The following is a 19,317-nucleotide window of genomic DNA, read 5'->3' on the forward strand; positions in this document are numbered from 1 at the left end:
ATCATTGTCTAGAAACGGCGCTCGGCAGAAGGCGTCTGGGCTTTGGTAACTGACAAGGACTTGCGTCCTGTCACAAACCATACAATCATTCCCGACGCTCGCAACGGCGGCTCCTGCTTGTTCTCTATCGCTTCGACGACAAGTGCGATGTCCCTCTCCATGACCGTCGAGTGACGGTTGCTTTCAATGCACGTTGGCGCATTCTCCCGATGTCGTATTATTGAGCCACAATTCGCCGCCTGTGTTCCTCAGTTTCCGTCCCGGCGACGCAGCTCCGTTCCGGAAATCCGCCAACAAGGTCGCGCGAGGTTCCGGGGGCGGTGTTCGGGTCAGGAGTTCACATGCAGGGCGTACAATTGTATTACATGCGTGGGTCGGTTATCGCACTTTCTTGACGAGCTCGGCGATGCCGGATGGGCGTGACGGGTGATGAGCCTGAGGAAGCGCTCGACCTGCTTGAGGCAGGAAGCATAGGCTGGAGAGAATGTGCCAGCCTGGACTTCGGGCGGGACAGCTCCTTGGATGCTTGTGGTCGCGTGGTTGCCAAGGACGAGATGGATGTCAAACTGGGCCGGCAAATTGGTTTCGATGTGCCTTTGCAAAGGCACGGAACTGCTGGTGACTGCGCGGTCACGAATTTTGTTTCCAATCGGACGCCTTGCCCTCTTTGAAGGCGGAGGGACCCGCGGAGTCGCCTCGCATTCCTGGATTCCCGCTCGCCAAGAACCGCCATTACGCAATCAAGTGACGGCTCTGAATGCACACCTGCTCGCCCGCAGCGGGAAACGGAGGACGAGGGGCCCTGTATAGATGTTCTTCCCGATTGACAAGCCAATCCAGATGCCGGTCGCACCAAGCCCGATCTTCAAACCAAGCACGTGGCCAAGTGAGAAGCCGATTGCCCAGTAGGCAATGGCGACGAACAGAAGCGGCACCCGAGTTTCCTTCGCAGACCGCCCGCCACAATGCTCTGCGCGGCATCAGTGACAAAAAGGCTCGCGGCGACTATAAGGAGCTCTGCAGTCAGTCCGATCGTTGCGTCGGCACCTCCGACCGATTTGTCCAAAAACAGCTCGGCGATCTAAAAACGCGCGACGATCACCGCAACTGTCAGCAAGGCAGCGATGAGCGTACCGAGCAGCATCGCGACCAGGTCTGCCCGCTTGATGCCGGGACCGTCGTTGCGGCCGACCGCATGGCCAACGCGTACGGCCGCCGCCATGCTGATGCCGAAAGCGATCATGGATGTAATCACGGTGATCTGAAGCGCGATCTGATGAGCCGCGAGTGCACTGGTGCTGATCAGGCCCGCCAGGAGCGCAGAAACCGACAAAACTCCGTACTGCATCAGGAGGCGCTTGCAATCGGAGTTCCGATCACGATCAGCTGTCGCAAGAAGGGCCAATCCAATTGCCAGAGATCTGCAAGCGCGTGGTAGTTACGAAAAGGACGACGCATTGTGGCAAACCACAAAGCGGAGGAACATCGCACAGTTCACCAGCGCGCTCGCAAGCACCGCACCGAACAGCTCAAGCCGGGGCAGCCCGAACTTGCCATAGACCAGCAGATACACGAGCACCGCGTTGAGAGGGATTGCCGCCAGCGTGATCCACGAGATCGGCTCCGGCCGGTTGACGGCGACCATGAAATTACGGATGGCCTGCAGCCATAGCGCCGGCACTACGCGACAAGGCCAGTCCGAACAGATATTGCTGCCGCGCAGCGTCTGGGCCTGACCGAAAGCGAGCAGAATTTGCTCTCCACGAGACGCAAACGCCATGATCGGGAACGATCGTAACAGCGCCGTCCATAGGCCCGTGCGCAGTGCGCGCTGTACCATAGCAAGATTACCGGCCCCATACGACTGCGCCGCCAAAGGTGCGATCGGCGCCACCAGGCCCGCGCCAACGGTGAAGCTGACGAGATAGAGCGTGACGGCCAGGGCGGCCGCAGCGAGTGCCTCAGGCCCGATGTGCCCGATGAAGGCCCAAGATCCGCCGTCATCATCGCGACCTGCGCAAGCTGGGTCAACACCATCGGCCACGCGAGCTTCACAGTTTCGTTGAGCTCGATCTTGAAGTGTTGGCCAGCCGCCCGTCTCGTGCCCTGCCGCAAAACTGATACCGGTTGTGCTTCGATTATTTTGCCCATGGAAATCTAGCTACTTGTTTGCCCCGGCCGCAAACGACTCTTGTTCCGCCGAGATGATGCTCTTTTTCGCCCTGAAGTCGCGATCTCCTGCCCATGCGGGATCAGTCCGGCCGGGCAGCTGCGCCTCACAGAGGAGGCGCGCATCGGCCTGGGCTTACCGTTAACCCTGTGGTTTGGCGACTGCTCGCGCGCTGATGCGCGGCTTCATCAGCGCCTCCGCCAGCGCATCGAGTCGCATTTTAAGCCAAAGGCGGCAGGTGGCTGGCGGTCATCGGCACCGCGAGAGGTGCGGGCGTGGACCGCAATCGAGGCTTGGTCGATCACCTTGGCGAAAGCGTGCGCGAGCGCGCACTGAGTCGGACAGTGGCACTCGGGAGTCGCAATCGCACGCGACGCATACGTGAACTGAGAGGCTATGATCTTCTGAGCCATCACTACATTCCTTGAGCATGCCATGCTGGATGACAGCTCCTTTTAAGGCTCGTGCCAACTGCGATAGCTTGATTTGGAATGGCTATTTGCTTTGGCGGGCGTGTCCTCCTCCGACAACATGTCGCAAATCCCACGGTCAGCATCAAAGACGAGCCCAAAGGCCGCAGACATCCCGCAAATCCACCAGGAATCCGAATAGACGGATGCCGATATGACAACCCTCCGAGCTCGCCAGCGCCGCAAATCGGCTAGACTGAACTCTCGACTCGGGTGGCAATAATCGCTGCGCGCAAGACAAAGGCGTCGCTTGCCTGAGCAGGGTATGGCTTCGACGCGTTTTCAATGGCCAAAGGCCGTGGCCCGTTCGTCGAAACGGCCTTCATCACAGGATCGGGAATGAGCGCACTTATGAGCGTCTTCTTAGAGCGGCTGAATGAACGATTGGCCAGCCCGCCGCGCGCAAGACTTGGGACTGCGGCGATCAAGCCTCTGGTGTAGTCGGTACTCGGATTGAGGAATATCTCGTCCCTGGTGCCGGTCTCGACGACGCGCCCTTGCGCATGACGATGACGCGATCGCTGAGATGGCGGACAAAGCCGAGATCATGCGAAATGAAGATGTTCATGTTAAGATGCGCCTTCACATCGGCAAGCAGGTTCAGCACTTGTGCCTGGATTAGGGCGTCGAGCGCTGAGACCCGGTTTCATCACAGACGATCACGGCGGGCCTTGGAGCGGTCGCGCGGGCGATCGCAACGCGCTGGCGCTGACCGCCCGAGAGTTCAAGCGGTTGGCGATCCAAGAACGCTGAGGATAGTCCCACCAGGTCAAGGTGCTGGACGACGCGTGCATCGCGCTCGCCTCTGGTCAACACGTCATTGGCGAGGCTATCGGATATGATGCGTCCCACAGTCCAGCGAGGATCAAAGGAGCTGACGGGAGCCTGGTAAATAACCGTGATAGCCCGGCGCCACGTCCTGCGCTCGCGATTAGGGAGGGTGGTCCAGGCCTGACCTTGAAACAGAACGGCCCCGCCGTCGGGTAGGTCGAGCGCCAGCGCCATTCGTGCGATCGATGATGCCGCGATAGCCTTCGAGCAGTCGCAAGCCATGAACGGCGCCGCGGCCTGGTGCATAGGCATAGACCACGCCGGGCGGATCAGGCCCGGCCCAAGGCCTGTCATCGCGCGACAGCGCCCAGAAGTAGCCGGTTTTGGTCCTGCCGCGCCCGGGATCCAGCACCGGCGCCGGGGTCTCATCGACACAGAGCTTCGGAGAGGCGAGCAGAAGCTGGCGCAGACGATGCCACAAGGGCTTCAATTCCTGGGCCGCATAGCCGACCCAGAAGGCGAGCGTGGAACGGTCGATGGCAATACCGTGCGTCGCCAGCATCTGCGTCTGGCGGTAAAGCGGCAAATGCCAATGATACTTGGCATCGATCACATGCGCGACGAGCCGCTCGGTCGGCAGTCCTCCCCTGATCAATCGCTCGGGAGCAGCATGCTGGAGGACGACGCCGTGACAGGCGCGGCAGGCCAGTTTGGGGCGGCGGGTGACGATAACGCGATACTGCGCCGGTACGACGTCCAGCCTCTGGCTCTCATCGTGACCGATCTCAAAAAGGTCGCCTGCGCAGCATGGGCAGCAGGTTGCAGCGGGCATCAGGGTCTCGATGATGCGCGGCAAATGCTCCGGCAGCTTGCCACGATTGGCCCTGCGCTCGGCAGCTCTCTTCTCGCGTGTTTTGGGATTGGCGCGGTCCTCGGCTGCTTCGAGAGCCGCGACAGCCTGATCAATATCCTCCAGAATAAGCTGGAGCTGATCAGCGTCAAGCTTTTCCGACGATCGACCGAACTGCGCGTCTTTTGCAAGCTTGAGCAACCGCTCGAGCCTGGCGCAGCGATCCAGCAGAGCCGCGGCAAAGGCACGCAACTCGGCTGGATCGCTCGGCAGTTCATCAGGCAAATCACTCATTGGCCCGAGTCTGCCATGCTTCGCGCCCCGATGCAGCGAAGATTTTATGTCCTACGCAAGCGCTTTCGGCTGCGGGATTCGAGGCGCATGCATGCGTGTCCAATCCATGCCGGCCAGAAGCGCGGACAACTGCGCGGCGTTCATTCGCATGACGCCGTCAACGACCGGCGGCCACTTGAAGGCGCTGCCCTCAAGCCGCTTCCAATACAGCACGAGGCCACTACCATCCCAGACCACGATCTTCACCCGATCAGCGCGCTTCGCACGGAAGACCACCGCCACGCCCTTCATCGGATCGTGGCCCAGCGTCTCCTTCGCCAACAGCGCCAGACCATCCGCGCCCTTCCTGAAGTCTACAGGTCGGCTCGCAACGTAAATCATGAGGTTAGCGGGAGCCGTCAGCATGAACGTGTCCGGCGCAACGCAACAAACACATCACTCAGCACGGCAAGTCCAGGCGTCCCTCGCACCTCAACTCGTGCCCCATGGAGCTCAACCGTCACAACGGCTGCTTCCGGCGCCCCGGAGGGAGCTGCAGCCGCCGATGGCGACGATTCCGACACTAACGGCACAAACGACAGTGCACCCGCCGCAGCTGGCAGCACCAGTTGACCCAAACGCGCCCGGCGCCGCCAGTCATGCACCTGCTGGGGCCGGCAGCCATGGCGACGTGCGACATCTGTTACGATCGCGCCCGGCTCGAGACTGTCCGCGACAATCTGCGCCTTCAAATCATCTGGCCACTGTTTCCGGCCGCCGCCGGCGTACACTTCTATGCGCGGTGACAACGGTCGTCTTATGTCGTCCGAATGGTCGTCCATTGTGAGCACCCTTGCAGAAGATGACTCTTCTAACGGCGCTCACAGGTCTACGCACAAACAATCTGGTGGGCCTCGCAGCCCCGCTTACAATCCAGCTAGAGGACCGCGCGGGCTCGTGAAGCCTTCTCACTTGCGTGATGCACATCGTACGAGTGGCAATCTCGCGTAGAGTTGAGGCCGCTTGGCCGCGCTCTCACAAATGCCGTTCGGCAGCATCCAGGATTTGCTCGCGGCGCCCTACGCGTTCAGTCGGCCCCCGGGACTGATTTGCAGTTCTTCCGCAGGCTGCTTCGAAGAAGCCATCCCGTCTCATGCTTTTGGCGGCCGCCTCACACGGCCCCAGGGTAACGTTCGTGTCGATCTCGATGGCACAGTCGCTGCCGAGTTCGCGCAAAGTTCCGAACGACGGCTGCCCGCCGAGCGGCTTCAACCGGTGTGCCTCATCACGGTCTCGCCCGAGGAAGTGCCGGGCCCGCATTGGCCGGAAGCCAAAAAGAGGCCGCTGCTGGACTTATCCAGGAGCGGCCTGATTCGTGGGAGGAAGCAGACCAGCCCGGTCTGCCAGCGGATCGGCACTCCAGAGAAGTCGGCAATAGAGCGTTGGCCGGAGTTAACCCATCGGGGGTCAGTTTCTAAGTGAAAACATTCGGCAGCCAGGACGGGTCGGCGCGTGCTCACATCTAGACGGGGTTGAAACCAGGTATCAGATCGGTGAATTCCATAGATGAGTAAAATCGGGTACAATGGGCGAAAGTGACAGGCTGTCGGAAAACTTACCACGCTTCTACCGGCCACCCGTAAAGGCGCATCATCGGAAATCTACGCACGATCTTTGCGCAATTTGCCGAAAGGCTCCATGCTCGTTGTGGCCTCCTTGCCTATCATCGACTGGAATGACTGTCTGCTGCGAGATTTCAAAACGTCTCCAAAGGTGCGCGCCGCCACATGTACGCGGCGATCACTTTTCAACGGCCGATATTTCCGACTACGTGGAGTATCTGTCCCACTCGGGTGCTTCAGAACACCGGGCGCAACTGGCGAACCTGTTTCGCCAGGCAGGATTTCGTGGCGAATCCGGACAAACTCCATTACCTATGGAGCGCGGCATGGGATAGCGCTGGCACTCAGTTCGATCTGGCAGCCGGAGACAAAGTCTTCGTCGAAGCGGCCACCTACCATGGCATGAAGTCGTACGCACATTTGGCTAAGCTCTAGCTGGTCGGCGGCCGATGGCGGGGGAAGGACTGCTTGCGGGCCGTTCGACAAGGCGGCCGCGGCCGGACGGCGCGCGCGTTTTCGCGCCTCCGACCATACAGAGTCCGAGGGAGAGGATTACGAGCGCGGGCGCCGTCGCGAGATCGCACGGAAGCGGGACATCCTGGCCATCGAGGATGACGCCTATTGGTCCTGACGAAGCCAGCGAGCCGCTTGCGTCGATGGCGCTGAAGCGGGCCTTCTACACAACACGCTGTCGAAGTGCTTGGCCCCAACTGATTGCCGCGCCGCAGTCACGCATGACTCTTCCGTATCGTGCCGTCAGCAAACACCTTGGGCCGCCAAGCCCGCCGGCCATCGAGGTGCGCGCACCGAACACGCAGCGCCCCCTCCAGCAATTGGCGATCCGCTTCTTCCAATACCGCGAGCAGCGGTCTCGCAGGCGCAGACGGCACCAGCACCACGGCCTTGCCGAATGGCGTCCGCAACAGCACCAATTCCGGTAGCGCTCGGAACGACGACATGTCCAGCGCGCGTTCGCGCTGACGGCATGCCTAAATGGGAGCGCCGCCGAGGCGATTGGCGGCACACGGCCGAGCCAATCCGCCCGGCATTCCCTACTTCTATCTTGGCTCATTGCCCGAAACTGCACTAGCCGAGGGTTCGCCCTCATACCGGTGAGGTCGCATGCGCTGCCGATTTTGCCCTTCCCAAAATAGCGAAACCCGCGCAAGCCATTCTTGCTAGTACCCACTTTTCTTGGATCGTGAGTCGTTATTCAAGACATGGATGATCCCCGAAGCAAGAGAAGTCCACCTTTCGCGGAAAGATCGCAAGGTGCTTGAGGCGTGTTGTCGCTCGCCGGTGACGTTGCAGCGCGATTTGAAGCGGGCGCGGATAGTTCTGTTGGCGGCGGACGGGCGTAGCACCCGCTCGAAAGAAGTCGGAGTCCAGCCGCGGATGTCAGTCTTTGGCGGCACCGCTATGCCGATCATGGCCTTGAAGGGCTGCACTGCCCCCGCAAGAGTTTGCGCGCTGGACCGGCCCTCTAGTAGCCGAGGCGCTGGGCGATGTTGACGTCCAATATGTCTGGCGATTCCTGCGCAGCCACAGATTGACCTCGCGGCTCGCAAGTCCTGGTGCGAGAGCAACGACCCGAATCTTACGCCAAAGCCGCCGATGTTGTTGGCCTCTACGTCGCCCCGCCCGCCAAGGCCATTGTGCTATGCGTGGACGAGAAGCCCTCGATCCAGGCCTTGGAGCGAGCGCAGGGTTATCTGAAGTTGCCCAATGGCCGCGCCTTGACCCGCCAGAGCCACGATTATAGGCGCCATGGCACCACAACATTATTTGCGGCGCTTGAGGTCGCCACCGGAAAGATCATCGCGGCTCATTCAAAACGCTGTCGCCGCGTCGAGTTTCTCGGCTTCATGAAAAGCGTCCCCGCGGCCTTTCCGGGCCGAAAGCTGAAGAACGAGCACTGGCTCAAGGCCCACCCCAATGTGCAATTTCATTTCACGCAAGTAGCGCAGCGCGCTGTTTAGCCTTCATCAAAACGGCGACGCGCAAAAGAAGCGAGATGGAGCATCGCGACGAATTGTCGGAGTCGCGACACCCCGTCCTACCCGCGACACGCGCCAAATGGGAATTAGCAATGGATATCAGTGCGCCCGTTTGGCACGCTCTTTGAACTTATGAAGGGACATCCCGTCGTGTGATGACCCATGTCAAAAAGAGGTGGTGTTAATGAGCGTCCCAAATTTGACGAAACGAGCAAATGCCCTCGGAAGCGACAAGGGTGATGAGGTCGGCGACACCCATGGCTACACCGGCTTCTACTCTTTTCTGTTCGAGGAGTTCCGCCACGAACCCTTCACAATGGTTGAGATTGGATTACAGCACGGGAACGGCTCCCTCGATCCTGATTTACTCGTCGGTCGCAAGGTTGACGATATTCCGTCTATCAAAATGTGGTTGGAGTTCTTTCCCAAAGCTGAGATCGTCGGCTGCGACATTGCTGACTTCAGCGCCTTTAAGATGGATCGGTTCCGTTTCGAGCGCCTTGACATGGGCGATGCGGTAGCCTTGGAACGCCTTGCGAGTTCGCTCCCGCCTGTAAGGATCATTATCGAGGATGCTTCACACGCAGCTTACCACCAGCAGCTTGCTCTAGCGAAGCTGTTTCCCATCGTCGAGCCTGGCGGTTTTTACTTTATCGAGGATCTTCATACCACGCACGCGATTGCCGCACGATTGCCGCCCTGCAATTCAACTGAGACGGTAGTGGAGAAGTTTACCCAGACGCGTCAGCTTGACATTCCGTTTCTGACCGCGATTGAACGCAGAAACCTCGAGACCACAATTAGGAAGATGTTCATCCATCGCAACGATAAGGGGGGCGTCAACCGCTGGACCATGAAGATGGTGGGATTTGGAAAGTAATAAGGAGTCAACTGAACCTTCCGGGCCATCAAGTTGCCCATCTGGTCGGCTGTCTTGGCTTGCGCAGGTGAGAACTCCAAAACTCCAAAACCTGCATCTCAGCAATGTGAATGGGTTGAAAATGGCGATAGGTGTGATTGTTTCGCTAACCTGAGTACCTCGGGGGGCTTCTCATCGATGTTGCTGTCGCGCGGCGCTGCCGCTCGAACTCGTTTTCGACGACCATGTCTTTGGAGTTGAATGCTGCGGGGGAGGGCTACGACTTAATCGACCATCGCCGCACCTGTCCGACAACAACTTCCGAAGGTACAACCTGATTCTTTGCCGACTTCAACGCCATGAACTCGCCGGCGCAGCGACACGTCACGCAAGGACTCGACAGGTGCGCCGCTGACGACGGACAATTTGGAGACTTAGCGCACCTCCAGCCGGTCCATGGATCGCGTGCGGCACTCTCTTCACTTCGGCTGTGTATACCGAATCCCGACCAGGCATTCCGATTGATCGAGACCACCCGTTCCGGCCGATTGCGGCCGGCCTGTGGACGGGTGTACGGGCCCGGTCGCATGATCCGGGCTCCGCTGCAAACGCCACGAGCGAGATTACCTATCCGCAAAATCGGCGGCATGCTTCGGCTGTCTGCTGCTGGCTTGCTCCGATTGGCGTTGGCGCAAATCGTGCACTGCGCTACGCGCGGCATTTAGGAATCAGATCTCTGCGCTAGGCTCATGCTGCCGATGCCGAAAGAGACATCGACATACGGAATGACACGTTGATCAAGATCGAACGAGCAGCGCCAGGAGATGAGTCGGCCACGACGACCGCTTGCTCGCATGCTCTCGGACTCCGACTTGATCTTCAAATCACTCGAATTTCCGGGTAAACATGGAGGCACTATGCGCATCTGCGGTATCAAGCTGACGCACGACGGAGCGATCGCTCTCGTCGAGGACAACCGGCTTGTTTTTTGCGGCGAGCAGGAGAAGCGGAGCAATAATCCGCGTTATCAGTCGATCGGCAACCTTGATGCAATCGTCGTCGCCTTGGCGGAACACGGTCTAGATCCGCAGCAAGTTGATCAGTTCGTCATCGACGGCTGGGCCGGGAAAGTGGAATCGCAATTCCAGGTCCTCAGCGGAACCACACCTGTCACTCTCAAAGGCGCGCCGTATGTCGAACGCCATGCAGAGGGTCTTCTCACCTCCCGCGACGGTCTTGGCCTCAGGCTCGACGGCAGAGATTTCCCTTACAGGAGCTATCCGCACGTCACAGCCCATCTAGCTTCCGCATACTGCACCAGCCCCTTTGCCAAGGCGGGACAGCCCGCTTTTTGCCTCGTGTGGGACGGCGGCACCTTTCCGCGTCTCTATCATATAGAACGCGAGGGCGCACGGTTCCTCGAATCCCTGTTCCCGCTTATTGGACACGTATACGCGGCCGCGGGCCTTCATTATGGACCCTACAAGCAAGCGAACCGCGCCAACTGGGATCTAGCCGATCCCGGCAAGCTGGACCCAGGCGGTGCCGGCAAGCTCAACCTGGGCATTGCCGGCAAGCTGATGGCCTATATCGCCCTCGGGTGTGTTAGTGAAACCATCGTCGCGGTCTTTGAGGAACTCTATCAAGAGCGCTTTGCGGCGGACACGAAGCTTTCCGCTTTCCATACGGACATCGAGAGCATGGGATCCGCGCTTGCGAGTGTACGTGACTTCTTCGATGCCAGCATGCTCCGGTTGAAGGCCACGGCACCCCAAGATGTGCTCGCATCGTTTCATTGCTTCCTCGAGCGCCTCCTGATCGGTGAAATGACGAATGCTTTGCAGCGGCATGCGTGTTTTGCGTCGCGCAATTTGTGCATAGCCGGTGGCTGCGGTCTCAACATCAAATGGAACAGTGCACTACGTGCGTCAGGCCTGTTCGATGCTGTCTGGGTACCCCCTTTTCCGAATGACAGTGGCTCGGCGATCGGTGCCGCTTGCTGCGCAATGGTAGCGGACAAAGGCTTCGTGCCGCTGGAATGGTCGGTATATAGTGGTCCAGCCCTGCAGCCTAGCGATGTGCCGCCCAATTGGGAGGCTGCGCCGTGCAGTATGCATGAACTTGCAACCATTCTGGCCAGCAACCAGCCCGTGATCTTCCTTGCAGGCCCCGCCGAGCTTGGACCGCGGGCATTGGGCAGCAGAAGCATTCTTGCAGCCGCGACTTCACCGCAAATGAAGGATCATCTCAACGACATCAAACTTCGTGAACACTTCCGGCCAGTGGCGCCGATATGCCTAGAGGATCGTGCGCCAGATATTTTTAATCCCGGAACGCCGGACCCTTACATGCTTTTCGATCACCAGACACGAACAGAGTGGCGGGACAAAATCCCGGCCGTTGTACATCTCGACGGATCTGCGCGGTTGCAGACGATTTGCAGGACCTCTCAGCACAAAGTCGCCGAGCTTCTAGTCGAATACGAAGAGCTCACGGGCATCCCGCTGCTTTGCAATACGAGTGCCAATCAGCATGGACATGGGTTCTTCCCGGATCTCGCAGCGGCTTGCGAGTGGGGACGCGTTGAGCACGTATGGGCCGACGGCATACTGTGGACGAAAGCTCCATAAACGAGCGATTGGCGTCCGAAGGCGCGTCTCGCGCGAAGATGAACGCATCTCCAGAGTAGCGACATCATGTCGAGCAAGTCGATATGGTTGCGGAAGAGTGCTCCGGTCAAAGATCGGTGCGGGCAGACGCACAATTGCGTGGTCGTCGGCATGGCACCGCCTGAGGATGTTGCATCGAAGGGACCGATGCGGCCGAAGATGCACAAGACGACAGGATCGAATGGCCCTGTTACGGCTGCGATTGGGTTCAGATCGTGTCCGTGAGGCACGCCCGGTTCTGCTTGTCGGCAACTTCGACTGGATTGGATCGGCGTCGAGATCGCTTCGGTTTACGGCGAGAACTGCGCCGCGTCTTCGACGTCGATCGGGCGCAACCCGCACGGGCGGCGCCGCCATCCCACCCATGATCGAATCGGACACATCAAGGCCTACGGTCACCTCAGTCGCCGCTAGGCCGTGCCGGCGGTGCCGCCAACGTCGTCCTCTCAGCCGTAGGCGGCAGCTTCGGCCGCGCTCTCGCCTGGCTCAGACAACACTTCCTGGTTCCTGCGATTGGTATGCCAGACGCTCGTCTGCTCCCTAAAATCCGGCTTCTTGAGCAACCACTCAAACAGGACTCCTCCAGAGCTGGCGCCAGAAACTTAAGATGCGAGCTAGCGCAGACGTTTCGGATTACCGCGGACATCACCTTCCGCACCCCGCAGCGCGACGTGGCCGAGATCGAGTTCATATCCGTGGTTCGCCACGTGCATGCGGGACCAAGGGCGCTGCTCGATGATGATTACCGCAATCTCATTGGCGAGCTCAATCAGGCGGTCTCCTCGATCACGCCGATCCAAACTCCCTCGGTCGGTTCGTCCAGCAGCAGCAGTTTTGGATTTCCCAATAGTGCCCGCCGATCGCCAGGACCTTACGCTCTCCGCCCGAAAGCGTCCCACCCGGCTGATCGAAGCGGTGTTCGTCAGGTCGAAGAGGCTTGCAAATTGTTGGGACCGTCCGCCCGGTTACGCGTGACCGGCCTCCGATCCTACCGTTTACCAGCGGCAGGAGCGCTAGGAACCGCTTACATGTCGAGACGGTGCCGGCTCTTGCTCCTGTCCGGATCGCTTCAGGGCCAGCTACGAAATTATCGACGTGCCGCAACGGCCGTGTTCACCTCCTGCGCAGCACGCAAGGGCCGGAATAAGCGAGAACGAGCAGCGGCTGTCGTGTTCGCGATGAGCGTGACAGTGAGGTTATCCATGCCGCCAGGGTCACACCCTCATTCGTACCTACGGCCCTCGCCAGCCGACTGTAGCTGGCACAACCCTCGACCTGCAGGATGAGTCCTCGCCGGGCTTGGCGCCGCTCGAGTTCGCCATGCTCGCTCATGTGAGATGCCTACCTCGAAGCAACCACGAGCGCGAGAGCCTCCGACCAGTCGTCGGGGCTTGGCGGCTTTCGGACGAAGTCGTCGCAATTCGGTCAGCATGTCGGGACACGGACACGCAAACACTCATCCCGGGCAGCCCAATTGTTTAAGCTTCTCGAATTGCGTCGTTCCGTCAGCGCGAGCCGGGTCGCCTGAGGACTGGTATGGCGCTTGCTTAAATAGAGCGGAGCAACTTCTTTCGGCTAAGTACATTCGCCTGTGATGCCAGCCGGAACATCGGCGTTTAACACGAGGGGTAAAGGTATGTCCGGCGTTGCTGCAGCCTTTCTATGCCCCTCAAGCCATTCACCATCGACTGCTTATGATCGACTCAAGCACATGATTCCGAAACTTGCACTTCGTGGGCAGGCGGGGGTCGGGGTTGCCGCTTTCATGCACAAGCAAGGCTTTCGATATGGGAGAGCGCTTCAATCATCGAGCGGTTCAGTGCGCATTGAACCCAGCGAACAAGATCGAAGCTTTCGGCCTCATGTTGCGATCGCTCATGTCCGTAGCCGGTGCAGCGAACTGAGTGATGGCGGTGACATTCGGCCGATTCACAACAATGGGAGCACCCGCCGCCATTTGGCAGTTTCTCTGGACGGCGCTTTGGTCAATGCTCGTGAACTCAGACGAGAATTCCTTTCCAAGCAACAACGAACAACCGTCAACACAGATGCTGAGCTCTTGCTCAAGTGTATTGAACGGTGTTGTGAACGAGATTATTGGCGCCACGGTCTAGCCGCTAATTACGAAACTGTCTTTCGAGAGATTGATGACCGTATCGATGGCGCTATCAGCGCGCTTTTTTTGGACGGAGACGGAAATCTCGTTGCATATCGCAATCGGACCGGTTTGCGACCATTGGAGGCGATGCAAACAGATGACGGGTTTTTGCTCTTTGCTTCTGAAAATTGTGCCTTTGCCGCTCTAGAGGGTGATACGCAGCAAATCTTGCCAGGCCACATAAAGTATGTGGACGGGAAAACGGGGTGCAGCGTTGATCACTCGGTGAGCAACGGACGACATAAAGCCACGCTCTGCACCTACGAAGCTCTCTACTTGGGCAGTCCGAACACATCGATCGAAGGCCAGTCACATCTCGAAACCCGCTACAACATCGGGGTCGTCTTGGGGGCACTCGTTGCGCGTCGACTGCAAGCGGAAGCGGGCCCTGCGCCCACAATTGTCTCCTCCATGCCGCATACTGGTGGCCCGTACGCCGATGGCCTGTTTGCATCTCTCGCTGAATACGGGCTGTTGGCCGAGCGTCGCGAAGTGGTCGCGACGACACTTCTTCAGCGGACTCTCATCGGCACACCTGGCGGACGAAAATCTCGCATAGCTCGAAAATACCGCGTGTCGGACACCGACCTTGCTAAGGCCAGCATAATAGTTGTCGACGAAGCCCTCATTCGCGGCGATACCAGTCAAGCAGTAACGAGTATGCTCCTTACCGCTGGAGCCAAAGCCGTGCATTGGGCGATCGGTTCGCCGCCTATAGTAGCTCCGAACTACTACGGCATGGGCATCGACACACTAGATGAGCTCGCATTCTGGCAGGTTTGGAAGCGATTGCCGTCCGAGCAGCGTACTCAAAGCATGCTCTTCCATAAGATGGAACCCCACGTTCTCAGACTAATCGAAAGTAATATCGCGGCATCGATCGACGCAGCCACGACAACGTATCTGCCCTTCCCGCTCCTAGGATCGTTGCTGCCCGGCAGACTGGAGAACTTCGATTTGTCACCTTTTACATTCGAAATGCCAACCCCGGCGGGACAGCAGCGCGCGGACAGGAACTTACGCAAACTAACCGCCGATCTTCCTTGTATGCAATCAATCCGCGCTTGAGGTCAGTTCATGAATCCCGTCCTCGTCTTTAATTGGAATGGAACGCAGCTCGATGATGCGCACGCGCTCTTCCAAACGACAAATGCCAGTCTCGACCGCTTTGGTCGTGCGACGATCCACATGGACACGTTTCGGAAACATCGCGATGTTCTGCTATCACTTCTTTATCGCAGTCTCGGAATGTCTCGGGACGAGGTTGCGGAGGTGGATCGCGATGGGAGCGCCGCCTCTCACGAGACCTATGAACCTCTTGCGGATAAGGCCGATCTGCGCGAGGGCCCACATAGACTCTTGGAGCTGGCGCGGCGCGAAGCAGCTTGTCCATCATCGTGAGCAATCATATCGTCGCCCCGCTCCGGTCTCAGTTGAGACGACTTGGAATCGACAACTACATTAACGAGGTTCTCGCCTTTGAAAGCCGCACCACTCAATACCAGTCGATGGGCAACGGAGAGCGGCTTCGTCTGTACATGCAGAAGAACAATCTAGAGCCGGCGTCAATCTTCATCATCGGCGATATGCCGTCGAAATGGACATGGCACGCCATTCTCGGACTCAAAGCGTATGGATCACCCGCGGTTTTGTTTCGGATTTGCGCTTGCACGCGGCGAATCCTGACTACACGATTGACAACCATCATGAGTTATCGCCGATCTTACAAAGGCGCGGCTTCTTTCAGAATGCATAAATCATGACCGCCGAGCTATTACCCAACGCACGTCCAAAAGCTGCGAACCAGAAAATAGGCCTTATCGGCGTCGGACGCATGGGAACCGGAATGGGTCTCTGCCTGTTGCGGCACCAAGTTGAACTGCATATCAAAGCGAACAAAAGTCGTTTCGGTGCGGATCGATTGGGTGCGGCAGGCGCCCGTGAGCATCCTTCCATCGCTGAGCTGGCGCCGCATGTAAGTGCGGTGGTGTTATCCCTGCCATCAAGCCGGGAGGTTGAGGCAGTGTGTCTTGGGCAGGACGGGCTTTTTGTCCATATGTCCCGTGGAGGTTTAATAATTGACTGCACCACGTCTTATCCTAGCTCGACAGTTGCACTGGCGGAGCAGGCTCAAAAACGCGGCCTCGCTTTTATAGATGCCCCAGTAACACGGAGCCCTGAACAAGCAGAGCTCGGCCTTCTCAACGCGATTGTTGGATCGAACGAAACGCTTTTTCCTGCGGCTGAAGGCATTCTTGCTAATTTTTGTGAGACCGTTCTTCATGTGGGAGATGTCGGAAAAGGTCATGAGCTCAAGCTTGTTTACAACAGCATGACTATGGGCATAGCGGCGGTAGCCTCAGAGGTCTGCCAATTCGCGAACGCTCTTGGCTTCGATCTTGTAACACTCCGCTCTTTGGTTAGTCGCGGTTCCACTAATAGTGGAATATTCCAAGCCTTCGTGGCCTTTTTGTTGGGCGAGAAACCCGATGTTCTGGCAGTCTCAATTGCCAATTCTGCAAAGGATATCGGGTGCGCAGTGCGTCTGGCGGGCGAGAGCGCTGTTTCGGTACCGATCCTGGCTGCCACCGCCCACAAGTTAAACAACGCGGTTGCCGGGGGTAAAGGCGAACTGACACTACCTCATTTGTCTCACCCATAAGTTCTCGGCCTATCGAACCGCAACGAGGATCGGTGGCGACCAGATCGATCCTTGCCTCGTCCGACGTTCTCCGATGTTGTTTAATCTCAAGCTTTGATGGTGCATTCTTGTCGCACGATTCGAAGCATGCGCTATAGGACTGTTCAACACGGCTGCGCCACCACGACGGAGGCAGTCCGTCGAGGGAGATGTCCCGATCGCTCTTAAACTAGATCGGGCCGACGTTGCCGGAATGGATGTTACGCGGCGCTCGGACGTGGGCAACGGACTTGGTTGTCATGCGATCGTGGTGAAGCTTGAAGGGCCGCACCCAGACCGACAATTACTTATGCGCCTTCAATCGTCGGAAGCCCTTGTTGGCGTCGATCATGCCGGCCGAGGCCCATCGAAGGCCACGCCGGCATCCCGCCAGCCTTTGACGTCGCGCGTGACGCGGCGAATGGTACCCATCATGTTCTCGGCGATCTTGGTAGAGGCGAGCGATCGACGCAGCTCCGTTGGCACCTTCAACCGTACTACAGTCAGGACTTCCTCGAGGCCTTGGAGGATGGTGGCCGCTACGCCGGGCCATTGCTGATCGACTCGAGGCGCGAGATTGCGGATCAATTTTTTAGCCTTGTCCGCATCGAGCTCCCAGGCCTGGCGGAGCACGCGACATGTGGCGCACGATGCTCTTTCGACAGGCGTTCCGTGATGTTGCGCGCCTTGTGGATCTGGCAGCGCTGGATCGCGGCGGCCGAACCGAAGGTGCGGCGGATCCCTTCGACAACGCTTTCGCGGCTGTCGACGATGAACAGTCTTGGCACTGTCGGGGCGAGCCCGCGCGAGACCACGTTGTCCAGCATGGCCTGAACCGTTGCGGCGTTGTCGGTCGCTCCCACCAGCGCCAGCGGATGCTTGTTGCCTTCCGTCACCCCGATCGCGTCGACCAGCACGAGATCGTCGCCGAGATGCAGCGCGTCGATTTCGACAAAAGGTGGAGCGCGGACAGATCGGCAGCCATGAAGTCGGCCAGCCGCGCCGCCGACATCGCCACAAACCTCCGCGAGGCCGCCGACTTCGAAAACCCCCGATCCGGGCGGTGCCGGCACGTCACCCTCGGGCAGCCGGACAGCGCGACCGAACCGGCGCGTCGACACATTGATCAGCATCAGGCTCATCGCCCAGCGACCGAGCCAGTGCTCCTGCGCCGCCGGTTCCAGCTCGGGATCGTCACCTCAGCCGTCCACATCCCGGACCCGCGGGTTCGACCTCGATCTTGCCGCCGTGGAAGCCGATCTGTCCCCGCGTTCGGCCCGAACGGTTCGTCCGCCGCGCCGCGTCGCGACCGTGGGGCGGCGCGCAGGCCGCCGTGACATCCGCCTCCATCATCGTGCCGAGCCCCTCGTCCCTGCCGCAAGGCAGGACTGGTCGAAGCTCGCCCGCACTTCTGCGAACGCTTCGTCCACAAGCCTCGGTCGCCAGCGAACCAGCCGGTGTGATATCTCCCGTCTTGGCGTTGTTCTCGTTTGTGGAATCAGCACCCCGAGCCTACCGGCTCAAGGTGGGCAACGCCGACCTCTTCAGAAAATCAACAGAACACGGCACAACTTCCCCTCGAGCAATACAGAATAGTAAGAGAGCCCGAGAGCACTCTGTGCGATGCGAAGAAAAAATGGGGGCGAACACCGCTGGCGAAGATCAGCATCCCTGGACCAATGGCCTGGTCGAGCGCATGAACCGCACGATCAAGGAAGCGACCGTCCAACGCTACCATCACGATCGAGACGATCAGCTCCAACTCACCTTGCCAACTTTCTCACCGCCTACAACTAAGCTCGGCGGCTGGAGACCCTGAAGGGCCTCACACCCTGCGAATACGTCTTCAATGCTGGATTTCCCAGCCAGCACGATTCAAACTCAATCCGCTCCAGCAAACGCCAGGACGAAACACCTTACTGGTCTAAAGCAGTGTATAAGATCGGCCATACGGCCGGACGCGTAAGAATGGGAAAACTCATCTGCAAGCTTGCTACACACTTAACGGCTGCGCCTAATGGCGCGCCCTTCGAAATCTACGCGCCGTCCCTGCGAAGTCTTCCAGCAGGCTCCATGCTCGTGATGGCGACCTTGCCTGTCATTGACTGGAATGACTGCCTTTTGCGCGATTTGCGCAGCCTCGGCAAGCAAACGTTCATTCATGCCTACGCAGCAATGGTAATGATCGATTCCTTCGCCTGTTGGGAGGATTTTGCCGATTTATTAAAAGAGGCGAGAATTTGCGGTGTCGTAAATTTTCCACCTGCATCTATCATCGAGCAGCCTTCGGCTACCATGCGGGTTAACACCGGACTGGAGCTTGAACTTCGGCGTATGGAATGGTTTGCTAGCTTGGGATTCAATAACTTGTTTGCTGCTGTCAGTGATTCTGAGGTCACAGTGGCAGAGAGAAGACTTGGTTCGCATCTCAAAGGTATTGTGCATTTGCCCGAAGGGGCTCTTGAGTTGAGGATTCGCGACGAGATGGAATTGGTCCGGCCTGACCAACAGGGGTCGTCCACACCAAAATTCTCGCTTTTGCATGCGACGGCTTCAAAACAACCTATTCGCAAGACATGATCGTAGGCTATTCCAGTATCCGCAGTTTCTTGATTTTGTTGTAAAGCGTCTTCCTTGAAAGTCCTGGAGAACGTGCGGTCTTTCCACGATGGAGCCTGTTTCGTTTCAGGCCTCCCATGATCCACTCGCGCTCGGAGAATGCCCCTGTGGGCCTGGTGGGCGACGCCGAGTTCAAACGCGGCTTGAGGACGTCGGCGATTTTATGCGTGTCTTTCAAC

The 19,317-nt window shown here is 58.7% G+C and carries 13 protein-coding genes and 5 pseudogenes; 10 read left to right on the top strand and 8 right to left on the bottom strand.

The annotated features are described in order from the left end of the window. Positions 1–413 precede the first annotated feature (413 nt). Positions 414–671: a hypothetical protein gene (locus tag IVA75_RS04665; RefSeq protein ID WP_247282111.1), complete on the top strand. Its 258-nt coding sequence runs from the start codon at positions 414–416 to the stop codon at positions 669–671. Between the two features lie 410 nt (positions 672–1,081). Here IVA75_RS04665 and IVA75_RS04670 read toward each other — a convergent pair whose 3' ends face one another. The 6 genes and pseudogenes from IVA75_RS04670 to IVA75_RS04695 form a co-directional block, all read right to left on the bottom strand. Next, positions 1,082–1,405, bottom strand: coding sequence for an MATE family efflux transporter (locus tag IVA75_RS04670; protein WP_247282112.1), 324 nt, complete (start codon positions 1,403–1,405; stop codon positions 1,082–1,084). Between the two features lie 33 nt (positions 1,406–1,438). Beyond that, positions 1,439–2,044, bottom strand: coding sequence for an MATE family efflux transporter (locus IVA75_RS04675; protein WP_247282113.1), 606 nt, complete (start codon positions 2,042–2,044; stop codon positions 1,439–1,441). A gap of 1,214 nt (positions 2,045–3,258) precedes the next feature. Further along, complete coding sequence (locus tag IVA75_RS04680; RefSeq protein WP_346658401.1) at positions 3,259–3,765, bottom strand: ATP-binding cassette domain-containing protein; 507 nt, start codon at positions 3,763–3,765, stop codon at positions 3,259–3,261. Beyond that, positions 3,656–4,555, bottom strand: a pseudogene (locus tag IVA75_RS04685) (IS66 family transposase); the annotation flags it as partial. The gene IVA75_RS04680 and the pseudogene IVA75_RS04685, both read right to left, overlap by 110 nt. Before the next feature lie 51 nt (positions 4,556–4,606). Continuing rightward, positions 4,607–4,960 carry an IS66 family insertion sequence element accessory protein TnpB gene (tnpB, locus tag IVA75_RS04690; protein WP_247282115.1) on the bottom strand — a complete coding sequence of 118 codons (354 nt, stop codon included), beginning with the start codon at positions 4,958–4,960 and terminating at the stop codon, positions 4,607–4,609. Next, positions 4,954–5,376, bottom strand: coding sequence for a transposase (locus tag IVA75_RS04695; RefSeq protein ID WP_247282116.1), 423 nt, complete (start codon positions 5,374–5,376; stop codon positions 4,954–4,956). Before IVA75_RS04695 ends, tnpB begins: the two co-directional genes overlap by 7 nt. A gap of 1,773 nt (positions 5,377–7,149) precedes the next feature. Here IVA75_RS04695 and IVA75_RS04700 point away from each other — a divergent pair. From IVA75_RS04700 to nodU, 4 genes and pseudogenes are all read left to right on the top strand, one after another. After that, entirely contained in the window at positions 7,150–7,272 is a 123-nt protein-coding gene (locus tag IVA75_RS04700; protein ID WP_247282117.1) for an RES domain-containing protein, read from the top strand. 108 nt (positions 7,273–7,380) lie between these two features. Continuing rightward, positions 7,381–8,111 (top strand): annotated as a pseudogene (locus IVA75_RS04705) (helix-turn-helix domain-containing protein); the annotation flags it as partial. Positions 8,112–8,337: 226 nt separating this feature from the next. Further along, entirely contained in the window at positions 8,338–9,033 is a 696-nt protein-coding gene (locus tag IVA75_RS04710; RefSeq protein ID WP_247282118.1) for a hypothetical protein, read from the top strand. An 896-nt stretch (positions 9,034–9,929) separates the two neighbouring features. Continuing rightward, a complete protein-coding gene (gene nodU / locus IVA75_RS04715) occupies positions 9,930–11,642 on the top strand; it encodes a nodulation protein NodU (RefSeq protein ID WP_247282158.1) in 1,713 nt (570 codons plus the stop codon). 653 nt (positions 11,643–12,295) lie between these two features. On the opposite strand, the pseudogene IVA75_RS04720 reads toward nodU, so the two are convergent. Continuing rightward, a pseudogene (locus IVA75_RS04720) lies at positions 12,296–12,590 on the bottom strand (ATP-binding cassette domain-containing protein); the annotation flags it as partial. 727 nt (positions 12,591–13,317) lie between these two features. Here IVA75_RS04720 and IVA75_RS04725 point away from each other — a divergent pair. The 3 genes from IVA75_RS04725 to IVA75_RS04735 all read left to right on the top strand — a co-directional run bounded on the left by IVA75_RS04725 (position 13,318) and on the right by IVA75_RS04735 (position 16,501). After that, complete coding sequence (locus IVA75_RS04725) at positions 13,318–14,907, top strand: hypothetical protein (protein ID WP_247282119.1); 1,590 nt, start codon at positions 13,318–13,320, stop codon at positions 14,905–14,907. A 9-nt stretch (positions 14,908–14,916) separates the two neighbouring features. Further along, positions 14,917–15,240, top strand: a complete 324-nt coding sequence (locus tag IVA75_RS04730; protein ID WP_247282120.1) for a hypothetical protein — start codon at positions 14,917–14,919, stop codon at positions 15,238–15,240. A gap of 358 nt (positions 15,241–15,598) precedes the next feature. Next, entirely contained in the window at positions 15,599–16,501 is a 903-nt protein-coding gene (locus tag IVA75_RS04735; protein WP_247282121.1) for an NAD(P)-dependent oxidoreductase, read from the top strand. A gap of 208 nt (positions 16,502–16,709) precedes the next feature. Here IVA75_RS04735 and IVA75_RS04740 read toward each other — a convergent pair. Further along, positions 16,710–17,983, bottom strand: a pseudogene (locus IVA75_RS04740) (transposase). 202 nt (positions 17,984–18,185) lie between these two features. Between IVA75_RS04740 and IVA75_RS04745 the strand changes: the two are divergent. Next, positions 18,186–18,447: pseudogene (locus IVA75_RS04745) on the top strand (integrase core domain-containing protein); the annotation flags it as partial. Positions 18,448–18,487: 40 nt separating this feature from the next. Beyond that, a complete protein-coding gene (locus IVA75_RS04750; RefSeq protein ID WP_247282122.1) occupies positions 18,488–19,099 on the top strand; it encodes a hypothetical protein in 612 nt (203 codons plus the stop codon). The last annotated feature ends 218 nt before the right edge of the window (positions 19,100–19,317 follow it).

The sequence above is a fragment of the Bradyrhizobium sp. 134 genome (assembly GCF_023074155.1).
Lineage (GTDB): Bacteria > Pseudomonadota > Alphaproteobacteria > Rhizobiales > Xanthobacteraceae > Bradyrhizobium.